The following is a 25,617-nucleotide window of genomic DNA, read 5'->3' as shown; positions in this document are numbered from 1 at the left end:
ATAGGTTGTTAATTCAACCTATCTAATTTAAAAAACGTAAACATGCCAAATTTAAACGAATATTTAGGAAGCATTGTGTCAAGTATAACCAATGCTAGGGTATTGTCAGATTTACAAACTGTAAAAATTGCAGAACAATATGCTAATCATAATCTATTGAAACATTTTTCGATACCTAGAATGCGTATTGAAGATATTGAAATGACAATTCCTGTAGGAATGAATGTTATTGATAATGAAGGAACGCCAACCATAGAACCAATTAACAATAATGAATTAGTTCCTGCAATTTATAAAGTAGTTATAGGAACATTAGGGATTTCAAGAGTAGCGGGAAATGTAGCAAGTCTTTTTCAAACTGAAATAAATGAAAAATGCAGTGCTTTAATCAAAAATATGACGCCACAAAATTATAAAGAATTAACACTAAAATATAGTAATGCATTAGGAGAAATATGTTTTAGTATAGCAAAAGAACATAATCTCATTAAGAAAAGTGTAAAAATTCAAGTTACACCAACACTTCTTACTCAAAATATAGAAAGAAACATTATTTCCAAAGTGATCATTAATAATGAAACAAACGCTTTGGAGAATTTAAATGTAATTGTAGAAGCCAATAAGTTAAGAGAATTAGCTCCTGAAAGCTTAATATATATTAAAATGAAAATTTCGGAAGATGGAATGGAATGGAATCATGCGGAAAATAGTAAAGGTGAAATAGTAACTAAATTATTACCAGAATAAATCATTCAAAACCATGAAAAAATCAATATTACATCTAATTAATATACTTCAAGCTAAATTAATCGAGTTTCCTGAATTGGTAAACAGTTTAGAAAGAAAAGAGGCTTCATTTCTTTCTAAACTGTTCCTATGGATGAAAACAATAGAAGATATAATGTCTACCTATAGTATTAGTGAGACGGCTGAAATAGCTGGTTTACGTAGTAAGATAATTGCAGAACGTTTTAATGAAAATAACGGAGTCTCTAAAAAGAAAATGACCTTAAAAGTTGCTTCTGAAATTTTATATGATTTACAAAAAACTACTTTAAATGTTTTGAAGCCTTATGAAATAAAAACAGAAGAATCGAGAGAACTAATTAGACAATTACTATTGATTATTAGCGAAATGAAGGTCATTTTTCATGACGATAATCAGCCGTTCGAATCATTAGTAAATACAATATGGCAATTCATTTTTACTAACGACCAATTAAAAGCTGGTGGAATTAAATTGAAAACAAATTTACCAATAAATGATATTCGATTGCTTATAGCTGAAGAAATTAACATTGAGGATTTTCAAACAACTAAATAAAATTATTTTTTAAAAAACGTTTCCAATAATATTTGAGCGGCTGCAAAAGGAGAAACTTCGTTGTTTTGTACCGCTTTTTTATTAGATTCTAAAAGTAATACAATTTCAGGATGATTGTAGAAATTAGACTTCAACTGTTCATTAATCGTTTCCATCATCCAAAATTGATTTTGATCTTGTCGTTTCGCTTGAAAATAACTATTCGTCTTCACCATTTCGAAATAGTCTGAAATAATCTTCCAAACAGTATCAATACCATCACCATAAACAGCACTACATGTAGTTACCTTAGGTATCCAACCACTTTTTTTCGCTGGAAATAAATGTAGGGCTCTATTAAATTCGGATTTGGCTAACTTAGCTTTAGCAATATTATCACCATCAGCTTTATTGATTACTATTGTATCAGCCATTTCCATAATACCTCTTTTTATACCTTGCAATTCATCACCTGCACCAGCAATTTTAAGTAATAAGAAAAAATCAACCATACTATGAACAGCAGTTTCACTTTGCCCTACACCAACAGTTTCTATAATAATAGTATCAAAACCACAAGCTTCACAAAGAATGATAGCTTCTCTCGTTTTCCTTGCAACTCCACCTAAACTATCGCCAGAAGCACTAGGACGAATAAAAGCATTTTCATCTTTAACTAATTCCTCCATTCTAGTTTTATCACCTAAAATACTACCATGACTTATAGATGAACTAGGATCAACAGCTAAAACAGCTACTTTTTTCCCTAATGAAGTTAAATGCTTACCAAAAGCTTCTATAAAAGTACTTTTTCCAACACCAGGAACTCCTGTAATTCCCATTCTAACTGATTTATTAGCATAAGGCAAACAACCTTGAATAACTTCATTAGCTTTTTCTAAGTGAGAAATATTTGTACTTTCTATTAATGTAATAGCTCTGCTTAATGCAATTTTATCACCATTAGCAATAGCTAAAACTAATTCTTTAGCAGAAGGCTGTTTTCTTCTAAATTGTAGAATATTGTTTGCAACAACACGACTAACCGAATCAGGTTGGTTAATTCCATTGATTTCAGATAAAGCAGATTTATTTTCTTGAGTTTCCAAATGCACAAAGTCTTTACCGTAAAAGTACGATTTTTTTGAAAAAAAACGCCTTATAAAGGAATAATCAAATAATGCTTTTTAAATTTGTATCTCATTAATTATTATGGACAATATTATTTTATTATTTCTCTGTTTATTGGTTGGTGTTTTACTTCAATTCATTAAAACTCTTCCAAAAAACATGCATGTTTCATTAAATCAATTTGTAATTTATGTATCCTTACCTGCTTTAGCCTTATTTTATATACCAAAAATAGAAATTTCAACTGCCTTGTTATTTCCGCTTGGAATTGCCTGGTTAGGCTTTGGGCTGTCATTTATTTTTTTCTACACCTTAGGAAAATACTTAGGTTGGTCTAAAAAACTTACAGGATGCCTAATCTTAACTGCCGGATTAGGCAATACATCTTTTGTCGGTTTTCCAGTAATTGAAGCTCTATATGGCAGCAAAGGACTAGAGACAGCAATAATTGTAGATCAACCTGGCTCGTTTGTAGTCATGGCCACATTAGGAATTATAACAGCTACTCTATTTTCTAGAGAAACACTAGATGCAAAAGGAATTGTTTCCAAAATTCTTTTTTTTCCTCCATTCATTGCCTTTTTTATTGCGCTTTTACTAAATCTATTGCAATCAGATTTTCATCTATTATTGCAAAATGTATTTCTTAGAATTGGAAACACAGTTACACCTGTTGCATTAATAGCAGTTGGCTTACAGTTAAAAATTGAACGAAAAAGTAAACATTGGAATTTTCTAACCTTAGGATTATTTTTCAAACTTATGATAACTCCACTTTTCTTTTTTATACTTTATAAAAAAATATTTAACACCAATGGCTTAATGATCGATGTTTCTATTATGGAAGCCGCAATGGCACCAATGATTACTGGCACAATACTAGCTTCTACTTATGGACTAAAACCAAAATTAAGTAGTATGATGGTTGGAATAGGAATTCCTGTATCATTCTTAACACTAGCATTTTGGTATTGGTTTATTGGATAAATCAAAAAAACACAATAAGAAAATAATCCTATTGTGTTTCTGAAAATTTAAATTGTTATTTTTTATTTTAATTTCTTAAAAGTAATAAAAGTAGTTTTATTGTTCACTAGCAGAAAATTTAACATTTTGCAATTGAGGCTTACCTTGAATAAAATTCACAAACCAAATTGCTAATTCCTCTAGTTCATTAATTAATAAAAACTTTATTGCTTTTAATAATTCACTGCTAAACAAAGCAGGATCAAAACTAACTTTCTCTAAAGTTAACTTTGTACGATTGATCATTGTGTTTGACATAATAGATTATATTGGGTTATTCAAATTTAATAAAAAAAACATATAAACAAGCAAATGTTGAAAAAAAAATAAATATTGACATGTTTATTTCTTTGAACTGTCATTTTGTCAAATTATAATTATTTACTTTGATACTTACAAATATTTGATTTTCAATGAAATACAAATCAATACGAAACAGTTAAAACAAGTTTCTATTTTCTGTAAAAAAACTACATAAATTTCAAATTGACTTATAAAAACCAGCATTTTTCCCTATTTTTACACTATAATTTCTCATAAAAATGCAAATTAACACCGAATTACTTACCGAACTATACACTATTGTAGGAGAAAAATATGTTTACACAGATCTTGAAACAAGACATAATTATGGACATGATGAAACAGAAGACTATAACTTTCCACCTAATATCTTAGTCAAACCAGCTACAGTTGAAGAAATAGCAGCTATAATGAAAATAGCCAACAAAAACAAAATACCAGTAACACCAATAGGTGCAAGAACAGGTCTTAGTGGCGGAGCATTAAGCCTTTATGGAGGAATTGGACTATCAATGGAGCGTTTCAACAAAATAATTAATATAGATGAAAAAAATCTTCAAGTAGTAACAGAGCCTGGTGTAATAACCCAAGTTTTAAAAGATAATGTTGCTGAAAAAGGACTTTTTTACCCTGTAGACCCAAGTAGCATGGGAAGTTGCTTCATTGGAGGCAATATTGCTGAAAATTCTGGAGGAGCAAGAGCCGTTAAATACGGAGTAACCAAAGATTATGTTTTAAATTTAGAAGTAGTACTTCCTACAGGAGAAATAATTTGGACAGGTGCAAATACATTAAAAAATTCTACAGGATACAATCTTACACAATTAATGGTTGGAAGTGAAGGAACACTGGGTATAATTACAAAAATTGTATTAAAGTTACTTCCTTTAAGCAATCACAATATATTAATGCTAGTCCCTTTTTATAAATCTGACGAAGCATGTGAAGCTGTTTCCGCAATTTTTAGAGCAGGAATTATTCCTAGCGCTTTAGAATTTATTGAGCGAGATGCTATAGACTGGACAATGAAATATGTTCCTGAAGTAAATGTCATAATAAAGGACGAAATTCAAGCACATCTATTAATTGAAGTAGATGGTAATTATCCAGATATTTTATTTCAAGAAGCAGAAAAAATAATGAGTGTAGTAGAACAATTTGAAATAGATGAAGTATTATTTGCTGACACTGAAGAACAAAAAAATGCATTATGGAAACTACGTAGAGCTGTTGGAGAAGCTGTTAAATCAAATTCAATTTACAAAGAAGAAGACACAGTTGTACCAAGATACGAACTACCTAATCTACTAAAAGGAGTTAAAGAAATCGGAAGAAAATATGGTTTTACAACTATTTGTTACGGCCATGCTGGTGACGGAAACTTACACATTAATATAGTTAAAGGTAATATGACTGATACAAACTGGATAACTGAAGTTCCAAAAGGCATAACTGAAATTTTCAAATTAACAGTAGCTCTAAAAGGAACATTATCTGGCGAACACGGTATTGGTTACGTTCAAAAAAACTATATGCCTATCGCTTTCAATCAAATAGAATTAAATTTAATGAAAGGAATTAAACAACTATTTGATCCTAATTTAATTTTAAATCCCGGAAAAATCCTTCCTGATAATTTATAAAACAAAAATCCCGTTTTGAAATTATCAAAACGGGATTTATATTTTTATCTAATTAACTGTACAGTTAATTAGGATTATTTAAAAAAATATTAGAATTGCTCTCTTCCTGCAAAGTGAAAAGCTCCTTCAATAGCTGCATTTTCATCTGAATCAGAACCATGTACAGCATTTTCTCCAATAGAAGTAGCATATTTTTTACGAATAGTTCCTTCAGAAGCATCTGCAGGATTAGTAGCACCAATTAAAGCTCTAAAATCTTCAACAGCATTATCTTTTTCCAAGATCGCAGCCACAATAGGACCTCTTGACATAAATTCAACTAACTCACCATAAAATGGTCTTTCTGAATGTACTTCATAAAATTTTTGAGCATCTGCTACTGTCAATTGAGTCAATTTCATTGAAACAATTCTGAAACCTCCTTCAGTAATCATATTTAAAATCCCACCGATGTGTCCGTTCTGAACTGCATCAGGTTTAATCATTGTAAAAGTTCTATTCGTTGCCATAACGTTATTATATATTTTAATTTCGTGCAAAAGTAATCTTTTTTATTGAATATAGAAATTTGCTACTAAAAGTTTAACCTTTTAAACACATAATAGTGTTAAAAAAGTTTAATTATAACTCATAATTAAACTCAAAAAAAATTCGTTCCTTAAATTTAATACATTACAAACAAAAGTGAGAACAATATCATATAACAAAAAACCCTAATCAGTATGATTAGGGTTTTTAAAAGAAAGGCGGCGACATACTCTCCCACAGGATTGCAGTACCATCTGCGCAGGTGGGCTTAACTTCTCTGTTCGGAATGGGAAGAGGTGAGCCCCACCGCAATAACCACCTTAAATGATCTAATTGCTTTGGGCAATTAATTGCAATAAACATTTGTTTTTCAAAATGAATATGTGCAATAATATCTTAACATATTGAGACAAGAAAATATATTTATTATTCTATAGAAAGTGCATCCCTGCTCCTTGCGGAGCAGGAAATTCGTACATAAGCTTACGGGTTATTAGTACTACTTGACTATGACATTACTGCCTTTACATCTATAGCCTATCAACGTGGTCATCTTCCACGACCCTTAAAAGAAATCTCATCTTATGGTGGGTTTCGCGCTTATATGCTTTCAGCGCTTATCCCTTCCAAACGTAGCTACTCTGCAGTGCTCCTGGCGGAACAACAGATACACCAGAGGTTTGTCCAATTCGGTCCTCTCGTACTAGAATCAGATCCATTCAAATTTCTAACGCCCACAGTAGATAGAGACCGAACTGTCTCACGACGTTCTGAACCCAGCTCGCGTGCCACTTTAATGGGCGAACAGCCCAACCCTTGGGACCTTCTCCAGCCCCAGGATGTGACGAGCCGACATCGAGGTGCCAAACCCCCCCGTCGATATGAGCTCTTGGGGGAGATCAGCCTGTTATCCCCGGCGTACCTTTTATCCTTTGAGCGATGGCCCTTCCATGCGGAACCACCGGATCACTATGCTCTACTTTCGTACCTGATCGACCTGTATGTCTCTCAGTCAAGCTCCCTTATACCATTGCACTCTACGCACGGTTACCAAGCGTGCTGAGGGAACCTTTAGAAGCCTCCGTTACTCTTTTGGAGGCGACCACCCCAGTCAAACTACCCACCAAACAATGTCCCCCACTTAAGCGGGGTTAGGCCTCAGACAAGCAAAGGGTGGTATTTCAACAATGACTCCACAACGCCTAGCGACGCCACTTCAAAGTCTCCCACCTATCCTACACATCACGTGTCCAAGGTCAATATTAAGCTATAGTAAAGGTGCACAGGGTCTTTTCGTCCCACTGCGGGTAAGCGGCATCTTCACCGCTACTACAATTTCACCGAGCTCATGGCTGAGACAGTGTCCAGATCGTTACACCATTCGTGCAGGTCGGAACTTACCCGACAAGGAATTTCGCTACCTTAGGACCGTTATAGTTACGGCCGCCGTTTACTGGGGCTTCAATTCAATGCTTCTCCGAAGATAACATCTCCTCTTAACCTTCCAGCACCGGGCAGGTGTCAGGCCCTATACTTCATCTTACGATTTTGCAGAGCCCTGTGTTTTTGATAAACAGTCGCCTGGACCTTTTCACTGCGGCCAGCATTGCTGCTGGCGACCTTTCTCCCGAAGTTACAGGTCTATTTTGCCTAATTCCTTAGCCATGAATCTCTCGAGCACCTTAGGATTCTCTCCTCAACTACCTGTGTCGGTTTACGGTACGGGTACTTATAATCTAAGTTTAGAAACTTTTCTTGGAAGCCCTTAGGCACACTATCCCTTTGTCCGAAGACTCCGAGTACTATCGTATTTCGCCATTCTCTACGGATTTGCCTATAGAGAATATAGCTAGGTACTTCAACGAACTATTCCGTCAGTTCGTGGTGCTTTCATCACTCCGTCATTCCATCACAATTATAAGTAGTACGGGAATATTAACCCGTTATCCATCGACTGTTCCTTTCGGATTCGCCTTAGGACCCGACTAACCCACAGCTGATTAGCATAGCTGTGGAAACCTTAGTTTTTCGGTGTGCGGGTTTCTCGCCCGCATTATCGTTACTTATGCCTACATTTTCTTTTCTAAACAGTCCAGCAATACTCACATATCACCTTCGACCCAGTTTAGAATGCTCCCCTACCACTTGTAATATTTTACAAATCCATAGCTTCGGTAGTATACTTATGCCCGATTATTATCCATGCTCGTCCGCTCGACTAGTGAGCTGTTACGCACTCTTTAAATGAATGGCTGCTTCCAAGCCAACATCCTAGCTGTCTATGCAGACAAACCGCGTTATTTCAACTTAGCATACATTTGGGGACCTTAGCTGATGGTCTGGGTTCTTTCCCTCTCGGACATGGACCTTAGCACCCATGCCCTCACTGATGAAAATCATTATATAGCATTCGGAGTTTGTCAGGAATTGGTAGGTGGTGAAACCCCCGCATCCAATCAGTAGCTCTACCTCTATATAACTATTTCAGCGCTGCACCTAAATGCATTTCGGGGAGTACGAGCTATTTCCGAGTTTGATTGGCCTTTCACCCCTACCCACAGGTCATCCCAAGACTTTTCAACGTCAACGGGTTCGGACCTCCACTTTGGGTTAACAAAGCTTCATCCTGCCCATGGGTAGATCACACGGTTTCGCGTCTACCATTACTGACTAAAGCGCCCTATTCAGACTCGCTTTCGCTACGGATCCGTGGCTTAACCACTTATCCTTGCCAGCAACGGTAACTCGTAGGCTCATTATGCAAAAGGCACGCCGTCACCCCACGAAAGGGCTCCGACCGCTTGTAAGCGTATGGTTTCAGGATCTATTTCACTCCGTTATTCACGGTTCTTTTCACCTTTCCCTCACGGTACTGGTTCACTATCGGTCTCTCAGGAGTATTTAGCCTTACCGGATGGTCCCGGCAGATTCACACAGGGTTTCACGTGCCCCGCGCTACTCAGGATACTGCTATCTATATCTTCTCTTACCTATACAGGACTATCACCTTCTTTGGTTAACCTTTCCAGGTTATTCTAATTCAATCCGCATAGAATATCGCAGTCCTACAACCCCAGTATTGCCGTAACAACACTGGTTTGGGCTAATCCGCGTTCGCTCGCCACTACTTACGGAATCACTTTTGTTTTCTTCTCCTCCGCCTACTTAGATGTTTCAGTTCAGCGGGTTTACTCTCCCGTAGGAGTACTATGTCTTCAACATAGTGGGTTGCCCCATTCGGATATCTACGGATCAATTCGTGTGTGCCAATCCCCGTAGCTTTTCGCAGCTTATCACGTCCTTCATCGCCTCTGAGAGCCTAGGCATTCCCCATACGCCCTTATTTTGCTTATTGTACTTTTATTTAAATGTTATACGAATATAACACCCAAAATTTGTGCTTTCTATTATATTTTTATATTTTTCTTTTCTCAATATGTCAATGAACTTGTGGCTTTTTAAGCCGTGGTGGAGAATATCGGAGTCGAACCGATGACCTCCTGCGTGCAAGGCAGGCGCTCTAGCCAGCTGAGCTAATCCCCCATTTTTAGCGCTAAGTTAACAGTTCTTCAGTTAACAGTACTTAAAACGGCTTCACTCAACCTCTAAAATTTCCTTTTAATAAAACTTTCCCAAAATAGTAGTCCCGGGCAGACTCGAACTGCCGACCCCTACATTATCAGTGTAGTACTCTAACCAGCTGAGCTACGAGACTCTGTTTCTTTAAGTTTTATTATATTATTTGAACTAACAGCGAGAATAAAAACAAATCTACAAATTCTAAAATCTTTCTCTAGAAAGGAGGTGTTCCAGCCGCACCTTCCGGTACGGCTACCTTGTTACGACTTAGCCCTAGTTACCAGTTTTACCCTAGGCAGCTCCTTGCGGTCACCGACTTCAGGTACCCCCAGCTTCCATGGCTTGACGGGCGGTGTGTACAAGGCCCGGGAACGTATTCACCGGATCATGGCTGATATCCGATTACTAGCGATTCCAGCTTCACGGAGTCGAGTTGCAGACTCCGATCCGAACTGAGACCGGTTTTGAAGATTCGCATCTAGTCGCCTAGTAGCTGCTCTCTGTACCGGCCATTGTAGCACGTGTGTGGCCCAGGACGTAAGGGCCGTGATGATTTGACGTCATCCCCACCTTCCTCGCGGTTTGCACCGGCAGTCTCGTTAGAGTTCCCGACATCACTCGCTGGCAACTAACGACAGGGGTTGCGCTCGTTATAGGACTTAACCTGACACCTCACGGCACGAGCTGACGACAACCATGCAGCACCTTGAAAGACGTCCGAAGAAAAAACTGTTTCCAGTCCTGTCGTCTCCCATTTAAGCCCTGGTAAGGTTCCTCGCGTATCATCGAATTAAACCACATGCTCCACCGCTTGTGCGGGCCCCCGTCAATTCCTTTGAGTTTCACACTTGCGTGCGTACTCCCCAGGTGGGATACTTATCACTTTCGCTTAGCCACTCAGTCCGAAAACCGAACAGCTAGTATCCATCGTTTACGGCGTGGACTACCAGGGTATCTAATCCTGTTCGCTACCCACGCTTTCGTCCATCAGCGTCAATCCATTAGTAGTAACCTGCCTTCGCAATTGGTATTCCATGTAATATCTAAGCATTTCACCGCTACACTACATATTCTAGTTACTTCCTAAAAATTCAAGCCCTACAGTATCAATGGCAGTTTCCTAGTTGAGCTAGGAGATTTCACCACTGACTTATAAGGCCGCCTACGGACCCTTTAAACCCAATGATTCCGGATAACGCTTGGATCCTCCGTATTACCGCGGCTGCTGGCACGGAGTTAGCCGATCCTTATTCCTACAGTACCGTCAAGCTGCTACACGTAGCAGTGTTTCTTCCTGTATAAAAGCAGTTTACAACCCATAGGGCAGTCATCCTGCACGCGGCATGGCTGGATCAGGCTTGCGCCCATTGTCCAATATTCCTCACTGCTGCCTCCCGTAGGAGTCTGGTCCGTGTCTCAGTACCAGTGTGGGGGATCTCCCTCTCAGGACCCCTACCCATCATTGTCTTGGTAAGCCGTTACCTTACCAACTAACTAATGGGACGCATGCTCATCTTGTACCGTTGGAACTTTAGTTATCAAATGATGCCATTCAATAACACTATGAGGTATTAATCCAAATTTCTCTGGGCTATCCCTCTGTACAAGGCAGATTGCATACGCGTTACGCACCCGTGCGCCGGTCTCTAGTTCCGAAGAACTATACCCCTCGACTTGCATGTGTTAGGCCTGCCGCTAGCGTTCATCCTGAGCCAGGATCAAACTCTTCATCGTATATTTTTTATATTGTACGATTCTAGCTTTTGTATTTAATTCGCCTTTACTCTCTTATTTTATAATTTAAATCACTTTAAATTATGCTGTCAATTCAATATGTCTATGAACGTGTCATTCTTGTTTTATAACCTTCACTTTCTTTAACCCCCTAAAACTCTATATCTCAAAAGCTTTTCAGTATCTCAGTTAGCGAGTGCAAAACTACAACCTTCTTTTTAATCTCGCAAGCTTTATTTGATAAAAAAAATTATTTTTTTTTCTTAATAAATCTTACTCAATATATAAATGAACTTCGCTTGTTTCGCGGGGTGCAAAGATAATTAGTTTTTTATTTCTGACAAGCTTTTTTGAAAAAAAATCACTCTTTTTTTTAAGCCTCAACTTTACGTTGTAATCATCAATATATATCTAAGAAATTCTGCGGTTATGCGGGTGCAAAAGTAGCCACTTTTTGCGAGTTTCCTAATCTTTTCTTAACTATTTTTTAATATATTTTTAGCTATTCTGAAAATCAATTACTTACACGTAATTTTTTTTCTTCTTATCAAATACTAAACTTCTTTTATAGCAACGATAGAAGCTAACTACCACGTAGCGCGAATAGCGGGACGAAAAGTGTTTCTAATCTTTTACTTCTGCTACTTATATATATACTATATATTTTTTGCTCCTTTATATATTACTTTTTTGTAGAATCTTGGAGTTCGCGCATTTTTTCAAATGTTTTTTAAAATTATTAAATATGATACCTTATATATATTGCGTGTATTTAGCTATTGTACTATATTTGCAATTCAATAAATTTTAAGAGATGATAAATATTACTTTACCCGACGGTTCAGTTAAGGAATTTGCAAAAGGCATTTCTCCTATGGATGTGGCTTTAAGCATTAGTGAAGGTTTAGCTAGAAATGTAATTTCAGCTTCCTTTAATGGTACAACAATTGAAACCACTACCCCACTAACCTGTGACGGCTCTCTTATATTATACACCTGGAACAATGAAGAAGGAAAAAAAGCTTTTTGGCATTCGACTTCTCATGTTATGGCACAGGTAATAGAAGAAATCTATCCTAATGCCAAACTTACTATCGGACCTGCAATTAACAATGGGTTTTATTATGATGTGGATTTTGGTGAACAAAAAATTACTGAAGCGGACTTTAAAAGAATTGAAGATCGTGTTTTAGAAATATCAAGAGAGAAGCATGAATTCAAAATGCGTGCCGCAACTAAAACAGAGGCATTAGAATTATACAAAGACAATGAGTTTAAAACCGAACTAATACAAAATTTAGAAGACGGTACTATTACATTTTGCGACCATTCTACATTTACAGATTTATGTCGTGGTGGGCATATTCCAAATACTGGAATAATTAAAGCCATGAAAATTTTATCAGTTGCTGGTGCGTATTGGAGAGGTAACGAAAAAAACAAACAATTGACTCGTGTTTACGGAATATCTTTCCCTAAACAAAAAGAGCTAACGGAACATTTACATTTATTAGAAGAAGCAAAAAAGCGTGACCATAGAAAACTAGGAAAGGAACTTGATTTATTTCATTTCTCTCAAAGAGTTGGTCAAGGCTTACCTTTATGGCTACCTAAAGGAGCTGCTTTACGTGATAGATTAGAGCAATTTTTAAAGAAAGCACAAAAGAAGGCTGGATATGAACAAGTAATTACTCCACATATTGGACAAAAAGAACTTTATGTTACTTCTGGACACTATGCTAAATATGGAGCCGATAGCTTTCAACCAATAAACACTCCTGCCGATGGTGAAGAGTTTTTATTAAAACCTATGAACTGCCCTCATCATTGTGAAATTTACAATGCAAGACCTTGGTCTTATAAAGACTTACCTAAGCGTTATGCTGAGTTTGGTACAGTATATAGGTATGAACAAAGTGGTGAGTTACACGGCTTAACTCGTGTTAGGGGATTCACTCAAGATGATGCACATATTTTCTGTACACCAGATCAATTAGACGAAGAGTTTAAAAATGTTATTGATTTAGTTCTTTATGTATTTGGGTCTTTAGGCTTTGAGAACTTTACTGCACAAGTTTCTGTTAGAGACCTAGAAACTCCTGAAAAGTATATTGGTAATATTGAAAACTGGGAAAAAGCGGAACAAGCTATTATTAATGCTGCTAAAGACAAAGGTTTAAATTATGTTATAGAAAGTGGTGAAGCTGCTTTTTATGGTCCTAAATTAGATTTCATGGTTAAGGACGCATTAGGTAGAAGCTGGCAACTTGGAACAATTCAGGTTGATTACAACTTACCCGAACGATTTGAATTAACATATAAAGGTAGTGACAATGAGCTACACCGACCTGTTATGATTCATAGAGCTCCTTTTGGAAGTATGGAACGCTTCATTGCAATTCTACTTGAACATACTGCAGGAAATTTTCCGATTTGGTTGATGCCTGAGCAAGCTATAATCTTGTCTTTGAGTGAGAAATATGAAAATTATGCTCAAAAAGTTTTTTCTTTGCTAGAAAATCACGAAATTCGCGCCCAAATAGATAATAGAAACGAAACTATTGGTAAAAAAATTCGTGAAGCTGAGACTCAGAAATATCCATTTATGTTAATCATAGGTGAGGATGAGGAGAAAAACGGAACAATTTCTGTTAGGAAACATGGTGACGATGGAAAATCTAACCAAACAATGACTATTGACGCTTTTGCAGATTTAGTACAAGATGAAATAAACAAAACATTAAAACAATTCTAAGTTTAACTTAAATTTTTAAAGCCATAGCAATTAGAAACAACAGAGGTTACAAGCCTCGCGAAGAAAAAAAAGCAGCTCACAGAATTAACAACTTAATTCGTGTGCCTGAAGTACGTTTAGTAGGTGAAAACATTGAACCAGGTATTTACAAAATTGGAGAAGCATTACGTTTTGCAGAAGAGCAAGAAGTAGACTTGGTAGAAATTTCTCCAAATGCAGAACCACCTGTTTGTAAATTAATGGATTATGGTAAGTTTCTTTATGAACAAAAGAAACGTGAGAAAATGCTGAAAGCGAAATCATCTCAAGTAGTAATTAAAGAGATCCGTTTTGGACCTCAAACTGATGAGCATGATTATGAATTTAAGAAGAAAAATGCTATTAAGTTTCTACAAGATGGAGCTAAATTGAAAGCATTTGTTTTCTTTAAAGGAAGGTCTATTATTTACAAAGAACAAGGACAGATTCTTTTATTGAGGTTAGCTCAAGAATTAGAAGAGTATGGAAAAGTTGAACAATTACCTATTTTAGAAGGTAAGCGTATGATTATGTACCTTGCTTCTAAGAAAAAAATAAAATAAAAAGTGTTTGCTTTTGTAAACTCTCGAATACAATATTAAGTAAGATTAAATTAAATACAGGAAGAAAATGCCTAAAATGAAAACTAAGTCTAGTGCTAAGAAACGATTCAAAGTTACTGGTTCTGGAAAAATTAAAAGAAAGCACGCTTTTAAGAGTCATATTTTGACTAAAAAATCTAAAAAGCGTAAATTAGCTTTAACTCATGCTGGATTAGTTCACAAAACTGATGAGAAAAGCATAAAACAACAATTGAATTTAATTTAATTCGTTGTTTGGTTACATATAATCAATAACCCTGGAGTGGGCGAATTAAAATTCGGAAGTGTTGAAAAACCGCCTTACTACAAAAAACATTTAAAATTATGCCAAGAGCAAAAAATAGAGTAGCTAGTAGAGCTAGAAGAAAAAGAATATTAAAACAAGCCAAAGGTTTCTTTGGTAGACGTAAAAACGTTTGGACAGTAGCGAAAAACGCGGTAGAAAAAGCAATGACTTATGCATACCGCGATAGAAAGCAAAAAAAGAGAAACTTCCGTGCTTTATGGATCATGCGTATTAACGCTGGTGCAAGATTACATGGAATGAGTTATTCTCAATTTATGGGTAAAATCAAAGCAAACAGTATCGAGTTAAACCGTAAGGTACTTGCTGATTTAGCAATGAATCACCCAGAAGCTTTTTCAGCTATCGTTAACAAAATTAAATAAAACGTCAAACCAATTTATATCTTACTTATATAGAAATTCCCAGTCGAAAGATTGGGAATTTTTATTTACAGTAATTGTGATTAAAAATTGTAATTTTACAATCTTAAAATATCATTTTGAAAAAAGAACAAATCAATACCCCTAAGAAAAATCTTCATCCGAGAAACAAGCATATTAATGGCTATAATTTTGATGAGCTAATTGTTACCAATCCAAAGCTTAACGATTTTGTATTTATAAATAAATATGATACAAAAACAATCGATTTTTCTATACCTGAAGCTGTAAAGGCTTTAAACAAAACACTATTACTTCATTTCTATGGGGTTACATTTTGGGACATACCAAAGACTAACCTATGCCCTCCTATCCCTGGAAGAGCAGACTATGTCCATTATATTGCAGATTTATTAGCAGAATCAAACAATGGAAAAGTTCCTAGAGGGAGTCATATTAGAGGTTTAGATGTTGGTGTTGGTGCAAATTGCATATACCCTATTATTGGAAGCAGTGAATATAATTGGAAATTTGTGGGTACTGAAACAGATGTACCATCTTTAAAAGCATGTGCAAGAATTGTTGAGAACAATGAAAATATAAAAAACTCAACGACATTACGTATTCAGCAAAACAAACGTAATGTTCTTAAGAATTGTATTCTTGAAAACGATAAGTTTGATTTTATTATTTGTAATCCTCCTTTCCATTCTTCTAAAGAAGAAGCTACAAAAAGTACGCAACGCAAACTTAAAAACATTGGTAAAGCTAAAGAAGATAAACCAGTACTTAATTTTAGTGGACAAAATAATGAGTTATGGTGTGAAGGTGGTGAATTAGCTTTCATTACAAATCTGATTTATGAAAGTGCTCATTTCAAGAAACAATCTATGTGGTTCACTTGTTTAGTTTCTAAAAAAGAGAACTTAAAGCCATTTTACAATCATTTGAAAAAAATTGGCGCTGTAGATATTAAAACCATCGACATGGAACAAGGTAATAAAATAAGTCGTTTCATAGCTTGGACATTTCTAAATGAACAGCAAAGAGAAAATTGGGCTATTATTAATTGGGATTAATAACTATATTAAATATAAACATGAGTTCAATTAAATATAACTTATGAATAATAAAAGACCAGCAATGCTGGTCTTTTATATTAAAGTAAATATACTTTTTTAGTTATTTTATTCCTTTATTAATTTATAGGTTTCTGTTTCTCCATTCCAATTTGTAACCACAAGCATATAAATACCTTTTTCAAATTTTGTTAAATCTAAAGTATTATTTACTATTGAACTATTTTTACTAATAATTGTTTCACCAACTATATCATAAACTGTAAATTCAACATCTTTTTGTACATCAATACAAAAATACCAGTTGATAGATTATGATAAACCTTAATATTACTACTTTCAAAAGATTTTGTTCCTAAAGTTACAGTAATTTTCACTTCATCAGATGTTATAACACATGCTGAAGCTCCATTTAACACCACTCTAAACTGAGCTCTATTAAGTATTGCCATATTATTATTCCCTGAAATGGTTAAAGCATTTGATGCAGCACCTGTTAAAGCAAAATTATTTAATACCCATCGTATGCATTAGCTGTTGCATGCAATAAAAAAATTACAGTCGAATTATTTACATTACCAACTAACTTGATTGCATTTGTAATAAGCAACTAACCCTGTTTCTGTCCCTTGTAATTCACAGTTTAGATTTTCATATAATTCAGATGCTGTTAAAACATTAAATAAAAGTTTATTATTAGCGAATTATAACATTATTTTTGGGGATATTCCAAAAACAAATCTATGTCCATCAATTTCTGGAAGAGCAGATTATGTTCATTATATAGCTGACTTATTAGCTTTGGAAAACAAAAACAAAATCCCTACTGGAAGAAACATAAAAGGATTAGATATTGGCGTTGGTGCCAATTGTATTTATCAAATCATTGGAAACAGTGAATATGGTTGGCAATTTATAGGTACAGAAATCGATGTTCCTTCTTTAAAAGCTTGCGCTAAAATAATTGAGAACAATGAAAAATTACAAAAGGATATTGTTCTAAGAATACAACAAAATAAAATATAATTGTTGTTCCCAACATTTTAAAATAAAAAATAAACATCTATTTTCCAAAACTATAACCAAGGGTTACACCAAAATTTAACGATTTTGTTTCAATATCATTTTTAAATGAATATACACCATTTGCATTATTTGGTAAACCAGAAGGGTTATAGGTAACAATAGAATTCGATTCTTTATTATCTACAATGTTAGACAAACCATAATCTAAAAACATACCAAAATATATCGAATTTACGGCATTTAACTTAAAGTCGAAACCTAATTCTATACTAGCCATATAAGCTAATTTAGTTTTATAAGTGTTGGTTGCTTGAAAATTACTTTGTGTACCAAAACCACGTGAAGGTACATCGGTAACTTCTAGGTTAAAATCTGGATAATATCCCGTTGTTGTTAATGATTTTGCTACGGTATTTATTTTAAATTTAGAAGGTATAAGCAACTTCCCTCCTAATCTGAAATAAAAACTATTCGTTTCAGTTAATTCTTTTTTATATTGAATAAATAAAGGTATTTGAAATGAATTTAATGTTTGACTTTCCGAATATTCAGCTGTTTCTTGATTAAATTCAAAAGCAGAACCTGTATCATCTACTAAAACCGAAGTGTATCTATCATTTTCTATAGTTACATTTTGTTTATACTGCATGAATTCTACTCCTGTACCTACACCAAAAACGTTATTCAATTTATAAATATATCCTGCTTTTAAACTCCCTGAAAAAGCACCAGAATCTGTTATAAATGACGTATTATCTTCAATTTTATTTGTACCAGCTTGAACGCTTACAAAAAAACTTCCTTTTTGTGCAAAAATCATATTTGAAAAAATCAAAAATGTTGCAAATCCTATATTCTTAATTGTTTTGTTCATATTTTTATTTTACTGCAATATTAACTGATAAAATATCTCCATTTTGTAATTGTAATTTCAATGGAAAAACACCTTGTGTAAAAGGAACTTGAATTTGCATTTCATTACTTGTAACGTCAATTATATTTAATAACTCACCCGTTATATTGAATAAATATAATTTAGCACCTACTAATTGTGCTGCTGATAAAGTCATTTTAATTAAAGTCATTTGTCCTGTAGTATTAGGATTAGGAATAACTTTTATAGATCTAATTTCAGTACTTGGAACAATATCTAAAGTACAACTAGTTACTTCAATACCAGAAACAGTCATAGCTTTTGCAAAATAAGCACCATCTAAATCTCCATTTTCTTTTAAAAACTGTTTAGTTTCTCCTGAAATCAATACTCCATTTTTATACCAAGTATAAGACACATATTCATTTGAAGCATTATCAAAAAAGATAACATCTCTCCAATGTTGACGAATTAATCCAATAATAGCAATTGTTACATTAACTGGTGTTCTTGTTACACTTTCACATCCACTTATTGTTTGTGAAACATAATAGGTTCCCGTTATTAAATTTGTTGAAGAAACTAATGCTGTTCCTCCTGTTGAAGCAGTATACCAATTATTAGTTCCTGTTCCTGTGGCAACTAAATCTGCAACTGTACCAAAATTACAAAAGGTCTGTGATGAAGCTGTTGGTGCAGGAGTAACATTTAATGTCACACTTACAGCAGTTCTTGTTGCACTTTCACATCCACTTATTGTTTGTGAAACATAATAGGTTCCCGTTGCTAAATTTGTTGTAGAAACTAATGCTGTTCCTCCTGTTGCAGCAGAATACCATTGTAAAGCTGTTCCCGTTGCAACTAAATCTGCAACTGTACCAAAATTACAAAAGGTCTGTGCTAAAGCTGTTGGTACAGGTGTAACATTTAATGTCACACTTACCGAAGTTCTTGTTGCACTTTCACATCCACTTATTGTTTGAGAAACATAATAGGTTCCGGTTGCTAAATTTGTTGTAGAAACTAATGCTGTTCCTCCTGTTGCAGCAGAATACCATTGTAAAGCTGTTCCCGTTGCAACTAAATCTGCAACTGTACCAAAATTACAAAAGGTCTGTGCTGAAGCTGTTGGTGCAGGAGTAACATTTAATGTCACACTTACCGAAGTTCTTGTTGCACTTTCACAAGAGTTTAAAGTTTGAGAAACATAATAGGTTCCCGTTGTTAAATTTGTTGTTGATACTAATGCTATTCCTCCTGTTGAAGCAGTATACCAATTCATAGTTCCTGTTCCTGTGGCAACTAAATCTGCAACTGTACCAAAATTACAAAAGGTTTGTGCTGAAGCTGTTGGTGCAGGAGTAACATTTAATGTCACACTTACCGAAGTTCTTGTTGCACTTTCACAAGAGTTTAAAGTTTGAGAAACATAGTATGTTCCGGTTGCTAAATTTGTTGTAGATACTAATGCTGTTCCTCCTGTTGAAACAGCATACCATTTTAATCCTGAACCTGTTGCAACTAAATCTGCCACTGTACCAAAATTACAAAAGTTTTGTGCTGAAGCTGTTGGTGCAGGTGTAACATTAAATGTCACACTTACAGCTGTTCTTGTTGCGCTTTCACATCCACTTATTGTTTGTGAAACATAGTATGTTCCAGTTGCTAATACTGTTGTTGATGCTAAAGCTGTTCCTCCTGTTGAAGCAGTATACCAATTCTTAGTTCCTGTTCCTGTGGCAACTAAATCTGCAACTGTACCAACATTACAAAAGGTCTGTGCTGAAGCTGTTGGTGCAGGAGTAACATTTAATATCACACTTACCGAAGTTCTTGTTGCACTTTCACAAGAGTTTAAAGTTTGAGAAACATAATAGGTTCCGGTTGCTAAATTTGTTGTTGATGCTAATGCTATTCCTCCTGTTGAAGCAACATACCATTTTAATCCTGAACCTGTGGCAACTAAATCTGTAACTGTACCAAAATTACAAAAGGTCTGTGCGGAAGCTGTTGGTGCAGGAGTAACATTTAATGTCACACTTACAGCAGTTCTTGTTGCACTTTCACAAGAGTTTAAAGTTTGAGAAACATAATAGGTTCCCGTTGTTAAATTTGTTGTAGAAACTAATGCTGTTCCTCCTGTTGAAGCAGTATACCAATTCTTAGTTCCTGTTCCTGTGGCAACTAAATCTGCAACTGTACCAACATTACAAAAGGTCTGTGCTGAAGCTGTTGGTGCAGGAGTAACATTTAATATCACACTTACCGAAGTTCTTGTTGCACTTTCACAAGAGTTTAAAGTTTGAGAAACATAGTATGTTCCGGTTGCTAAATTTGTTGTAGATACTAATGCTGTTCCTCCTGTTGAAGCAGTATACCAATTCTTAGTTCCTGTTCCTGTGGCAACTAAATCTGCAACTGTACCAACATTACAAAAGGTCTGTGCTGAAGCTGTTGGTGCAGGAGTAACATTTAATATCACACTTACCGAAGTTCTTGTTGCACTTTCACAAGAGTTTAAAGTTTGAGAAACATAGTATGTTCCGGTTGCTAAATTTGTTGTAGATACTAATGCTGTTCCTCCTGTTGAAGCAACATACCAATTCTTAGTTCCTGTTCCTGTGGCAACTAAATCTGCAACTGTACCAACATTACAAAAGGTCTGTGCTGAAGCTGTTGGTGCAGGAGTAACATTTAATATCACACTTACCGAAGTTCTTGTTGCACTTTCACAAGAGTTTAAAGTTTGAGAAACATAGTATGTTCCGGTTGCTAAATTTGTTGTAGATACTAATGCCGTTCCTCCTGTTGATGCAGCATACCATTTTAATCCTGAACCTGTCGCAACTAAATCTGCAACTGTACCAAAATTACAAAATGTTTGTGCAGATGCTGTTGGTGCTGGTGTAACATTTAATGTAACACTTACTGAAGTTCTTGTAGCACTTTCACATGAATTTAAAGTCTGAGAAACATAGTATGTTCCGGTTGCTAAAGCTGTTGTTGATGCTAAAGCCGTTCCTCCTGTTGATGCAGCATACCATTGTAATCCTGAACCTGTTGCTACTAAATTAGCCACGGTTGCAGCATTACAAAAGGTTTGAGCTGAAGCCGTTGGTGCTGTTGGAATAGTATTTATTGTTACTGTTACCGCAGTTCGTAAACTTTCACAACCATTTATAGTTTCAGAAACATAATAAGTTCCTGTTGTTATTGCTGTTGTTGTTGCTAAAGCAGACCCTCCTGATGATGTAGCATACCATTTGATAGCCGAGCTAGCTGCTGGAATTAAATTCGCAATTGTTGCACTACCACATAAAGTTTGTGCCGAAGCTGTTGGTGCTGTTGGTACAGGGTTTATTGTTACCACAACATTATCTGTAGCAGTTACACCATTAATGTTTGTGGCAGTTACTGTATAAGTACCCGAAGTTGCTGGCGTAACACTTGCTGTGTTAGAAGCACCAGTTATAGACCCACCATTAGTTGCTACCCACGAATAGGTTGCACCACTAGTTACTACTAAATTACTTATTGTAACACTTCCATCACCATAATTAGCTCGCGAATACATATCAAAAGCAAGGCTCTGTCCTGCAGGTACATTCACAGTCATTGTTCCTGATTGATTAAAACCACCAACGGTTGAAAACCCTTGCAAAAAACCACCGGCATTGCCGATTATAATACGAGGGTATTCACTAGATGGAAACCCAGCACATGACCAATTAAAAGAAACAGTTAAAGGAACAGCCTTTGTAATCGAATAATTACTATTACCAGTATTACCGGAGTTATTTTTAATACAACTAAGTGTAATACTACCCGGCGCACTTGTAGTATTTACGTTACCATTGTTATTATTGTTGGAAAATGTCCAATTACTTGGTGCAAAATTACCTTGAAAATTATTTGTTGTTGTTGTTGATGCCACTGCCGTGATGGCACTAATAGCATTGGCGCAAAATGTGGCTGTTGCTGGACCAGCATCTACGGCTATAGAAACATTTGCAGTAACCGCTACTTGTGTTCTTGCACTTTCACATGTTCCAACAGTTTGTGAGGCAAAATAGTTACCTGTTATTAATGAGGTACTGTTTGCCAATGGAGTTCCACCTGTTGCGGCTGAATACCATTTAATGTTTGTGCCAGATGTGGTAACCAAATCAGCTACAGTTGCTAATGTAAGAAAAATTTGTGCATTGGCCGATGGAGCTGCTGGTGATGGATTTATCGTTACCGCAACTGATGTACGAGTTGTGCTTTCGCAAGAGTTTACAGTTTGTGAAGCAAAATAGTTTCCTGCTGTTAATGTTGTGGTGTTAGCCAAAGCTGTTCCACCTGTTGCAGCTGAGTACCATTTAATATTTGTGCCAGATGTTGTAACTAAATCGGCAACTGTTTTTCCACTACAGAAAGTCTGAGCCGGAGCCGTTGGTGCAGTTGGAATAGTATTAATTGTTACTGTTACCGCTGTTCGTAAACTTTCGCAACCATTGGCATTCGTTTCAGAAACATAATAAGTTCCTGATGTTATTGTTGTTGTTGTTGCTAAAGCAGATCCTCCTGATGCTGCATCATACCATTTGATGGCCGAGCTAGCTGCTGGAATTAAACTGGCAATTGTTGCACTACCACATAAAATTTGTGTAGCAGCTGATGGTGCAGTTGGTATAGGGTCTATAGTTACTACTACTGCAACTCTAGCACTTTCACAACCATTTGCGTTAACATTGGCTACATAATAAGTGCCATTTGATAAAGTTGCAGTGGTTGCTAATGCTGAACCACCACTCATTGAAGTGAACCATTTTGTAGTTGAGCTAGAAGCAGGAAGTAAATTTGCCACAGTACTATTAGCACAATAAGCTTGTGTTGTAGCAACTCCTGTTAGAGGACTAGGCATAATAACACCAGAAACAACTGGCGAACCTGATACAAAGTTAGAAGTTGCGCCAGTTGCAATAAAATTATAAATGGTTCCGTTACTTCCAGTAGTTGCAGTAGCTGAAGTAATACTAGTATTATTGCCAGCTGCTGTTCCTTGATTAAATTTATAATAGGATACTAAACCCGATTCATTACCTTGTAATTCACAATTTTTTGTACGAGCAATTTCTTCGTCAGTTCTTGCTATATTCCAAATACGTAATTCATCCATGTCACCAGTAAAACCCTGTTGTATGTCAGTATTGGCTCCATTATTTGTTCCAAATTCAACAGCTCCTATCATCGTTGTATTAGCATTAGAATTTATTGAGATATAATCAGTAAAACCTGAACCAACAAATGTTGGAATCAATAAGCCATCAATATAAAATTTTATATTAGCAGATGTTGCATTGGTTTTTACAACTGCGATATGATGCCATTGTCCATTATTTACATTAAACGAAGTGTTAGTTAATCCTGAACTAGTTGCACCTTCGTAAGTATTGTCATTGCTTGCCGTAAATTGAATATATTGGTCATTTATTGTAAATGATGAATATCTAGCACCTCCATTTAAATTGTCGCTCCAAGAAAAAATGGTTTTTGGAATATTATCCGTCCCAGTTGTTCTTACCCAAGCTTCAATAGTAAAAGCTCCTGGTCTTGCAAAATATGGTATTTCAATTAAATCTGGCCCTTGTGTAGTAGTCGTAGTTCTATTCACAAAGTTTAGGTGAGTTCCTGTTTGCCCAAAAGTATTAAACTGATACAATATGACTAACAATAAAAAGTAGAGTTTCTGTTTCATAATTTTTTTTTAAAATAAAGTAACTAAAAAAGTAAACGGCAAAATTATATCAAAAAAAAACAATCGAGTAGCCCAATAAGACTAATCGATAGCCCATTCGGACAGATTTTAAAATTTGTTGAAAGTTGGAAAGCCTTAAAGTTTAAAGTCAAAAAAAAATAGTCGCGCAACTTATTTTATATGCTAAAATAAAGAGCTATCATGTTTTAATTTTAGACTTTGAATGTTAGGGTTTTCGACTTTATAGACTTTCTACTTATTTAAATAAGAAAAGACAAAATTAATTTACAGCACTGTCGGTACTAAAATCAGAAGGAAGTCTGCCATATTTTTTCTTAAATGTAGCACTAAACTTACTAGGATTGTCATAACCCACTTGATTCCCAATATGCTTAATTTGCATTTCAGTTGTGAGAATCAGTTGCATAGCCAATTGCATTTTTTTATCGATAACATATTGCAAAATTGATGTACCATAAACCGATTTGAAGTCGGATTTTAGCTTAGTAGAAGATATATTTAGCTTTTGAGCAAGAGCATCAATACCTATGAACCGTGAATGCAAGTTAATTGCAATCATACTTTCGCATTTAGCAACTAATTTATAATCTATTGCACCCTTTTTTTGATAACCTTCGGTTCTTAAATCTTCAAAAGCATTCTTAAAAAAAGTAGAAATTAAGCTTAAAGTTTGCGCTTTTAATATAGTTTCACTAAAAATATCGTCCTTAAAGGTTTTAAAAGTATGTAAAATTTCATGAGTTAATTCTTCTGCATTAGGCACAATGTCTTGATAGGAAATAAACCCTTTATCAGAATCTAAAAACATTTTAAATGGAATTTTTGAATCTAACTTGTGAAGTGGTACGTGTTTTTCTAACCAACTTGGGCTTATATAAAAAATAAAAAATTGGCATTTAGAGCCCTTGTAAAAACTAGCACCCACATCTGTCCCAGGTTTTTTAAAACCCCAAAATTTATTAAAAAAGGGCATTTTATCTATAAAGGAGTTTTGAAGTTTAATTTCGCTTTCAAAAATTGTAAATGTAACAGAATAATGCTCACTTGGGATACTCTTATCGTACACTGATTTTATTACTGCATTGTGTTTAAATTCAATATTAGTAATCGTAAGCCACAAACCTTCGTCTATTTTTCGATAGCGCATTTCTCCTTTTATAAAAGGATTGTTTCGATAAACAGTTTGATCTTCTGGTACATGTTTACTTCCAAGAGATTTTATGGTAGATTTAATAAATAATTCGGGGGAATTTGCCAAATAAGGAAATTCAAAAAAGCCATCATTAAAAAAATTTAAATTTGGCTTTGCGAACTGTAACCATTTAGATAGGTTCATTTCTTCTTAATTATAAATAAATTGGATTGCTTTTTGATTTATAAAAATCATAAATATAGTATTTAAGAATAGTATTTTTCTGCTGATACGAAATGCAGTACTTTGTATAGGAATGGTAAAACACTTATACTTTTATTGCAAATTATATCCTAACATTTAAAAGCTATTCACTCCTTCCTTTAAAAATAAAAAAATGGCTACCACGCACAGGTAGCCATTTTACTATAATTTATAGACACATATTCCTATTAAA

The 25,617-nt window shown here is 35.1% G+C and carries 17 protein-coding genes, 2 tRNA genes, 3 rRNA genes and 1 pseudogene; 10 read left to right on the top strand and 13 right to left on the bottom strand.

Features of this window, described 5'->3' with window-relative positions:
* Positions 1-42 precede the first annotated feature (42 nt).
* Both L2Z92_RS12745 and L2Z92_RS12740 read left to right on the top strand, forming a co-directional pair.
* Complete coding sequence (locus L2Z92_RS12745) at positions 43-747, top strand: hypothetical protein (RefSeq protein WP_236453870.1); 705 nt, start codon at positions 43-45, stop codon at positions 745-747.
* Positions 748-760: 13 nt separating this feature from the next.
* Complete coding sequence (locus L2Z92_RS12740; protein ID WP_236453868.1) at positions 761-1,324, top strand: hypothetical protein; 564 nt, start codon at positions 761-763, stop codon at positions 1,322-1,324.
* Positions 1,325-1,326: 2 nt separating this feature from the next.
* On the opposite strand, the gene meaB is transcribed toward L2Z92_RS12740, so the two are convergent.
* On the bottom strand, positions 1,327-2,412 hold the full coding sequence (gene meaB, locus L2Z92_RS12735) for a methylmalonyl Co-A mutase-associated GTPase MeaB (RefSeq protein ID WP_236453865.1): 1,086 nt from the start codon (positions 2,410-2,412) through the stop codon (positions 1,327-1,329).
* Between the two features lie 103 nt (positions 2,413-2,515).
* On the opposite strand from meaB, the gene L2Z92_RS12730 reads away from it, so the two are divergent.
* Positions 2,516-3,421 carry an AEC family transporter gene (locus L2Z92_RS12730; protein ID WP_236453862.1) on the top strand — a complete coding sequence of 302 codons (906 nt, stop codon included), beginning with the start codon at positions 2,516-2,518 and terminating at the stop codon, positions 3,419-3,421.
* Between the two features lie 96 nt (positions 3,422-3,517).
* Here L2Z92_RS12730 and L2Z92_RS12725 read toward each other — a convergent pair whose 3' ends face one another.
* Positions 3,518-3,718, bottom strand: coding sequence for a hypothetical protein (locus L2Z92_RS12725; protein ID WP_236453859.1), 201 nt, complete (start codon positions 3,716-3,718; stop codon positions 3,518-3,520).
* Positions 3,719-4,002: 284 nt separating this feature from the next.
* Here L2Z92_RS12725 and L2Z92_RS12720 point away from each other — a divergent pair, with 284 nt between their 5' ends.
* Positions 4,003-5,406 carry an FAD-binding oxidoreductase gene (locus tag L2Z92_RS12720; RefSeq protein ID WP_236453856.1) on the top strand — a complete coding sequence of 468 codons (1,404 nt, stop codon included), beginning with the start codon at positions 4,003-4,005 and terminating at the stop codon, positions 5,404-5,406.
* Between the two features lie 89 nt (positions 5,407-5,495).
* On the opposite strand, the gene L2Z92_RS12715 is transcribed toward L2Z92_RS12720, so the two are convergent.
* The 6 genes from L2Z92_RS12715 to L2Z92_RS12690 all read right to left on the bottom strand — a co-directional run bounded on the left by L2Z92_RS12715 (position 5,496) and on the right by L2Z92_RS12690 (position 11,247).
* Entirely contained in the window at positions 5,496-5,915 is a 420-nt protein-coding gene (locus tag L2Z92_RS12715; protein ID WP_236453853.1) for a nucleoside-diphosphate kinase, read from the bottom strand.
* A gap of 232 nt (positions 5,916-6,147) precedes the next feature.
* Positions 6,148-6,257 (bottom strand): 5S ribosomal RNA (gene rrf / locus L2Z92_RS12710).
* Positions 6,258-6,407: 150 nt separating this feature from the next.
* Positions 6,408-9,289: ribosomal RNA gene (locus tag L2Z92_RS12705) — 23S ribosomal RNA — on the bottom strand.
* A gap of 111 nt (positions 9,290-9,400) precedes the next feature.
* Positions 9,401-9,477 (bottom strand) — tRNA-Ala (locus L2Z92_RS12700).
* Between the two features lie 98 nt (positions 9,478-9,575).
* Positions 9,576-9,649: transfer RNA gene (locus tag L2Z92_RS12695), tRNA-Ile, on the bottom strand.
* A gap of 82 nt (positions 9,650-9,731) precedes the next feature.
* Positions 9,732-11,247, bottom strand: a 16S ribosomal RNA gene (locus tag L2Z92_RS12690).
* The 16S, 23S and 5S rRNA genes sit together here with 2 tRNA genes alongside, the layout of an rRNA operon.
* Positions 11,248-12,061: 814 nt before the next feature.
* On the opposite strand from L2Z92_RS12690, the gene thrS reads away from it, so the two are divergent.
* The 5 genes from thrS (at position 12,062) to rlmF (ending at position 16,367) form a co-directional block, all read left to right on the top strand.
* Positions 12,062-14,002 carry a threonine--tRNA ligase gene (gene thrS / locus L2Z92_RS12685; protein WP_236453851.1) on the top strand — a complete coding sequence of 647 codons (1,941 nt, stop codon included), beginning with the start codon at positions 12,062-12,064 and terminating at the stop codon, positions 14,000-14,002.
* Between the two features lie 29 nt (positions 14,003-14,031).
* Positions 14,032-14,583 carry a translation initiation factor IF-3 gene (infC, locus tag L2Z92_RS12680; RefSeq protein ID WP_262913014.1) on the top strand — a complete coding sequence of 184 codons (552 nt, stop codon included), beginning with the start codon at positions 14,032-14,034 and terminating at the stop codon, positions 14,581-14,583.
* A 67-nt stretch (positions 14,584-14,650) separates the two neighbouring features.
* Positions 14,651-14,848, top strand: coding sequence for a 50S ribosomal protein L35 (gene rpmI / locus L2Z92_RS12675; RefSeq protein ID WP_236453848.1), 198 nt, complete (start codon positions 14,651-14,653; stop codon positions 14,846-14,848).
* Positions 14,849-14,946: 98 nt separating this feature from the next.
* Positions 14,947-15,291 (top strand): 50S ribosomal protein L20, encoded by a 345-nt coding sequence (rplT, locus tag L2Z92_RS12670; RefSeq protein WP_236453845.1) that lies wholly within the window; start codon positions 14,947-14,949, stop codon positions 15,289-15,291.
* Positions 15,292-15,407: 116 nt separating this feature from the next.
* The gene (rlmF, locus tag L2Z92_RS12665; RefSeq protein WP_236453842.1) at positions 15,408-16,367 is read left to right on the top strand and encodes a 23S rRNA (adenine(1618)-N(6))-methyltransferase RlmF; all 960 of its coding nucleotides are present in this window, start codon (positions 15,408-15,410) and stop codon (positions 16,365-16,367) included.
* A 108-nt stretch (positions 16,368-16,475) separates the two neighbouring features.
* On the opposite strand, the gene L2Z92_RS21515 is transcribed toward rlmF, so the two are convergent.
* Together L2Z92_RS21515 and L2Z92_RS12660 are read right to left on the bottom strand one after the other, a co-directional pair.
* Entirely contained in the window at positions 16,476-16,601 is a 126-nt protein-coding gene (locus tag L2Z92_RS21515) for a T9SS type A sorting domain-containing protein (RefSeq protein ID WP_407647584.1), read from the bottom strand.
* A 14-nt stretch (positions 16,602-16,615) separates the two neighbouring features.
* Positions 16,616-16,819, bottom strand: a complete 204-nt coding sequence (locus L2Z92_RS12660; protein ID WP_236453839.1) for a hypothetical protein — start codon at positions 16,817-16,819, stop codon at positions 16,616-16,618.
* Positions 16,820-17,036: 217 nt separating this feature from the next.
* Between L2Z92_RS12660 and L2Z92_RS12655 the strand changes: the two are divergent.
* Positions 17,037-17,393 (top strand): annotated as a pseudogene (locus tag L2Z92_RS12655) (RlmF-related methyltransferase); the annotation flags it as partial.
* Between the two features lie 37 nt (positions 17,394-17,430).
* Here the strand turns inward: L2Z92_RS12655 and L2Z92_RS12650 are convergent.
* The 3 genes from L2Z92_RS12650 to L2Z92_RS12640 form a co-directional block, all read right to left on the bottom strand.
* A complete protein-coding gene (locus L2Z92_RS12650) occupies positions 17,431-18,267 on the bottom strand; it encodes a hypothetical protein (RefSeq protein ID WP_236453836.1) in 837 nt (278 codons plus the stop codon).
* Between the two features lie 4 nt (positions 18,268-18,271).
* Complete coding sequence (locus tag L2Z92_RS12645) at positions 18,272-24,007, bottom strand: beta strand repeat-containing protein (RefSeq protein WP_236453834.1); 5,736 nt, start codon at positions 24,005-24,007, stop codon at positions 18,272-18,274.
* 280 nt (positions 24,008-24,287) lie between these two features.
* The gene (locus L2Z92_RS12640; protein ID WP_236453831.1) at positions 24,288-25,364 is read right to left on the bottom strand and encodes a helix-turn-helix transcriptional regulator; all 1,077 of its coding nucleotides are present in this window, start codon (positions 25,362-25,364) and stop codon (positions 24,288-24,290) included.
* Positions 25,365-25,617 lie beyond the last annotated feature (253 nt).

Origin of the sequence: Flavobacterium jumunjinense, from assembly GCF_021650975.2 — a bacterium.
In the GTDB taxonomy this organism is placed as follows: domain Bacteria; phylum Bacteroidota; class Bacteroidia; order Flavobacteriales; family Flavobacteriaceae; genus Flavobacterium; species Flavobacterium jumunjinense.
Note: the sequence above shows the minus strand (reverse complement) of the source record. Positions and strands in the feature narration are given on the sequence as shown.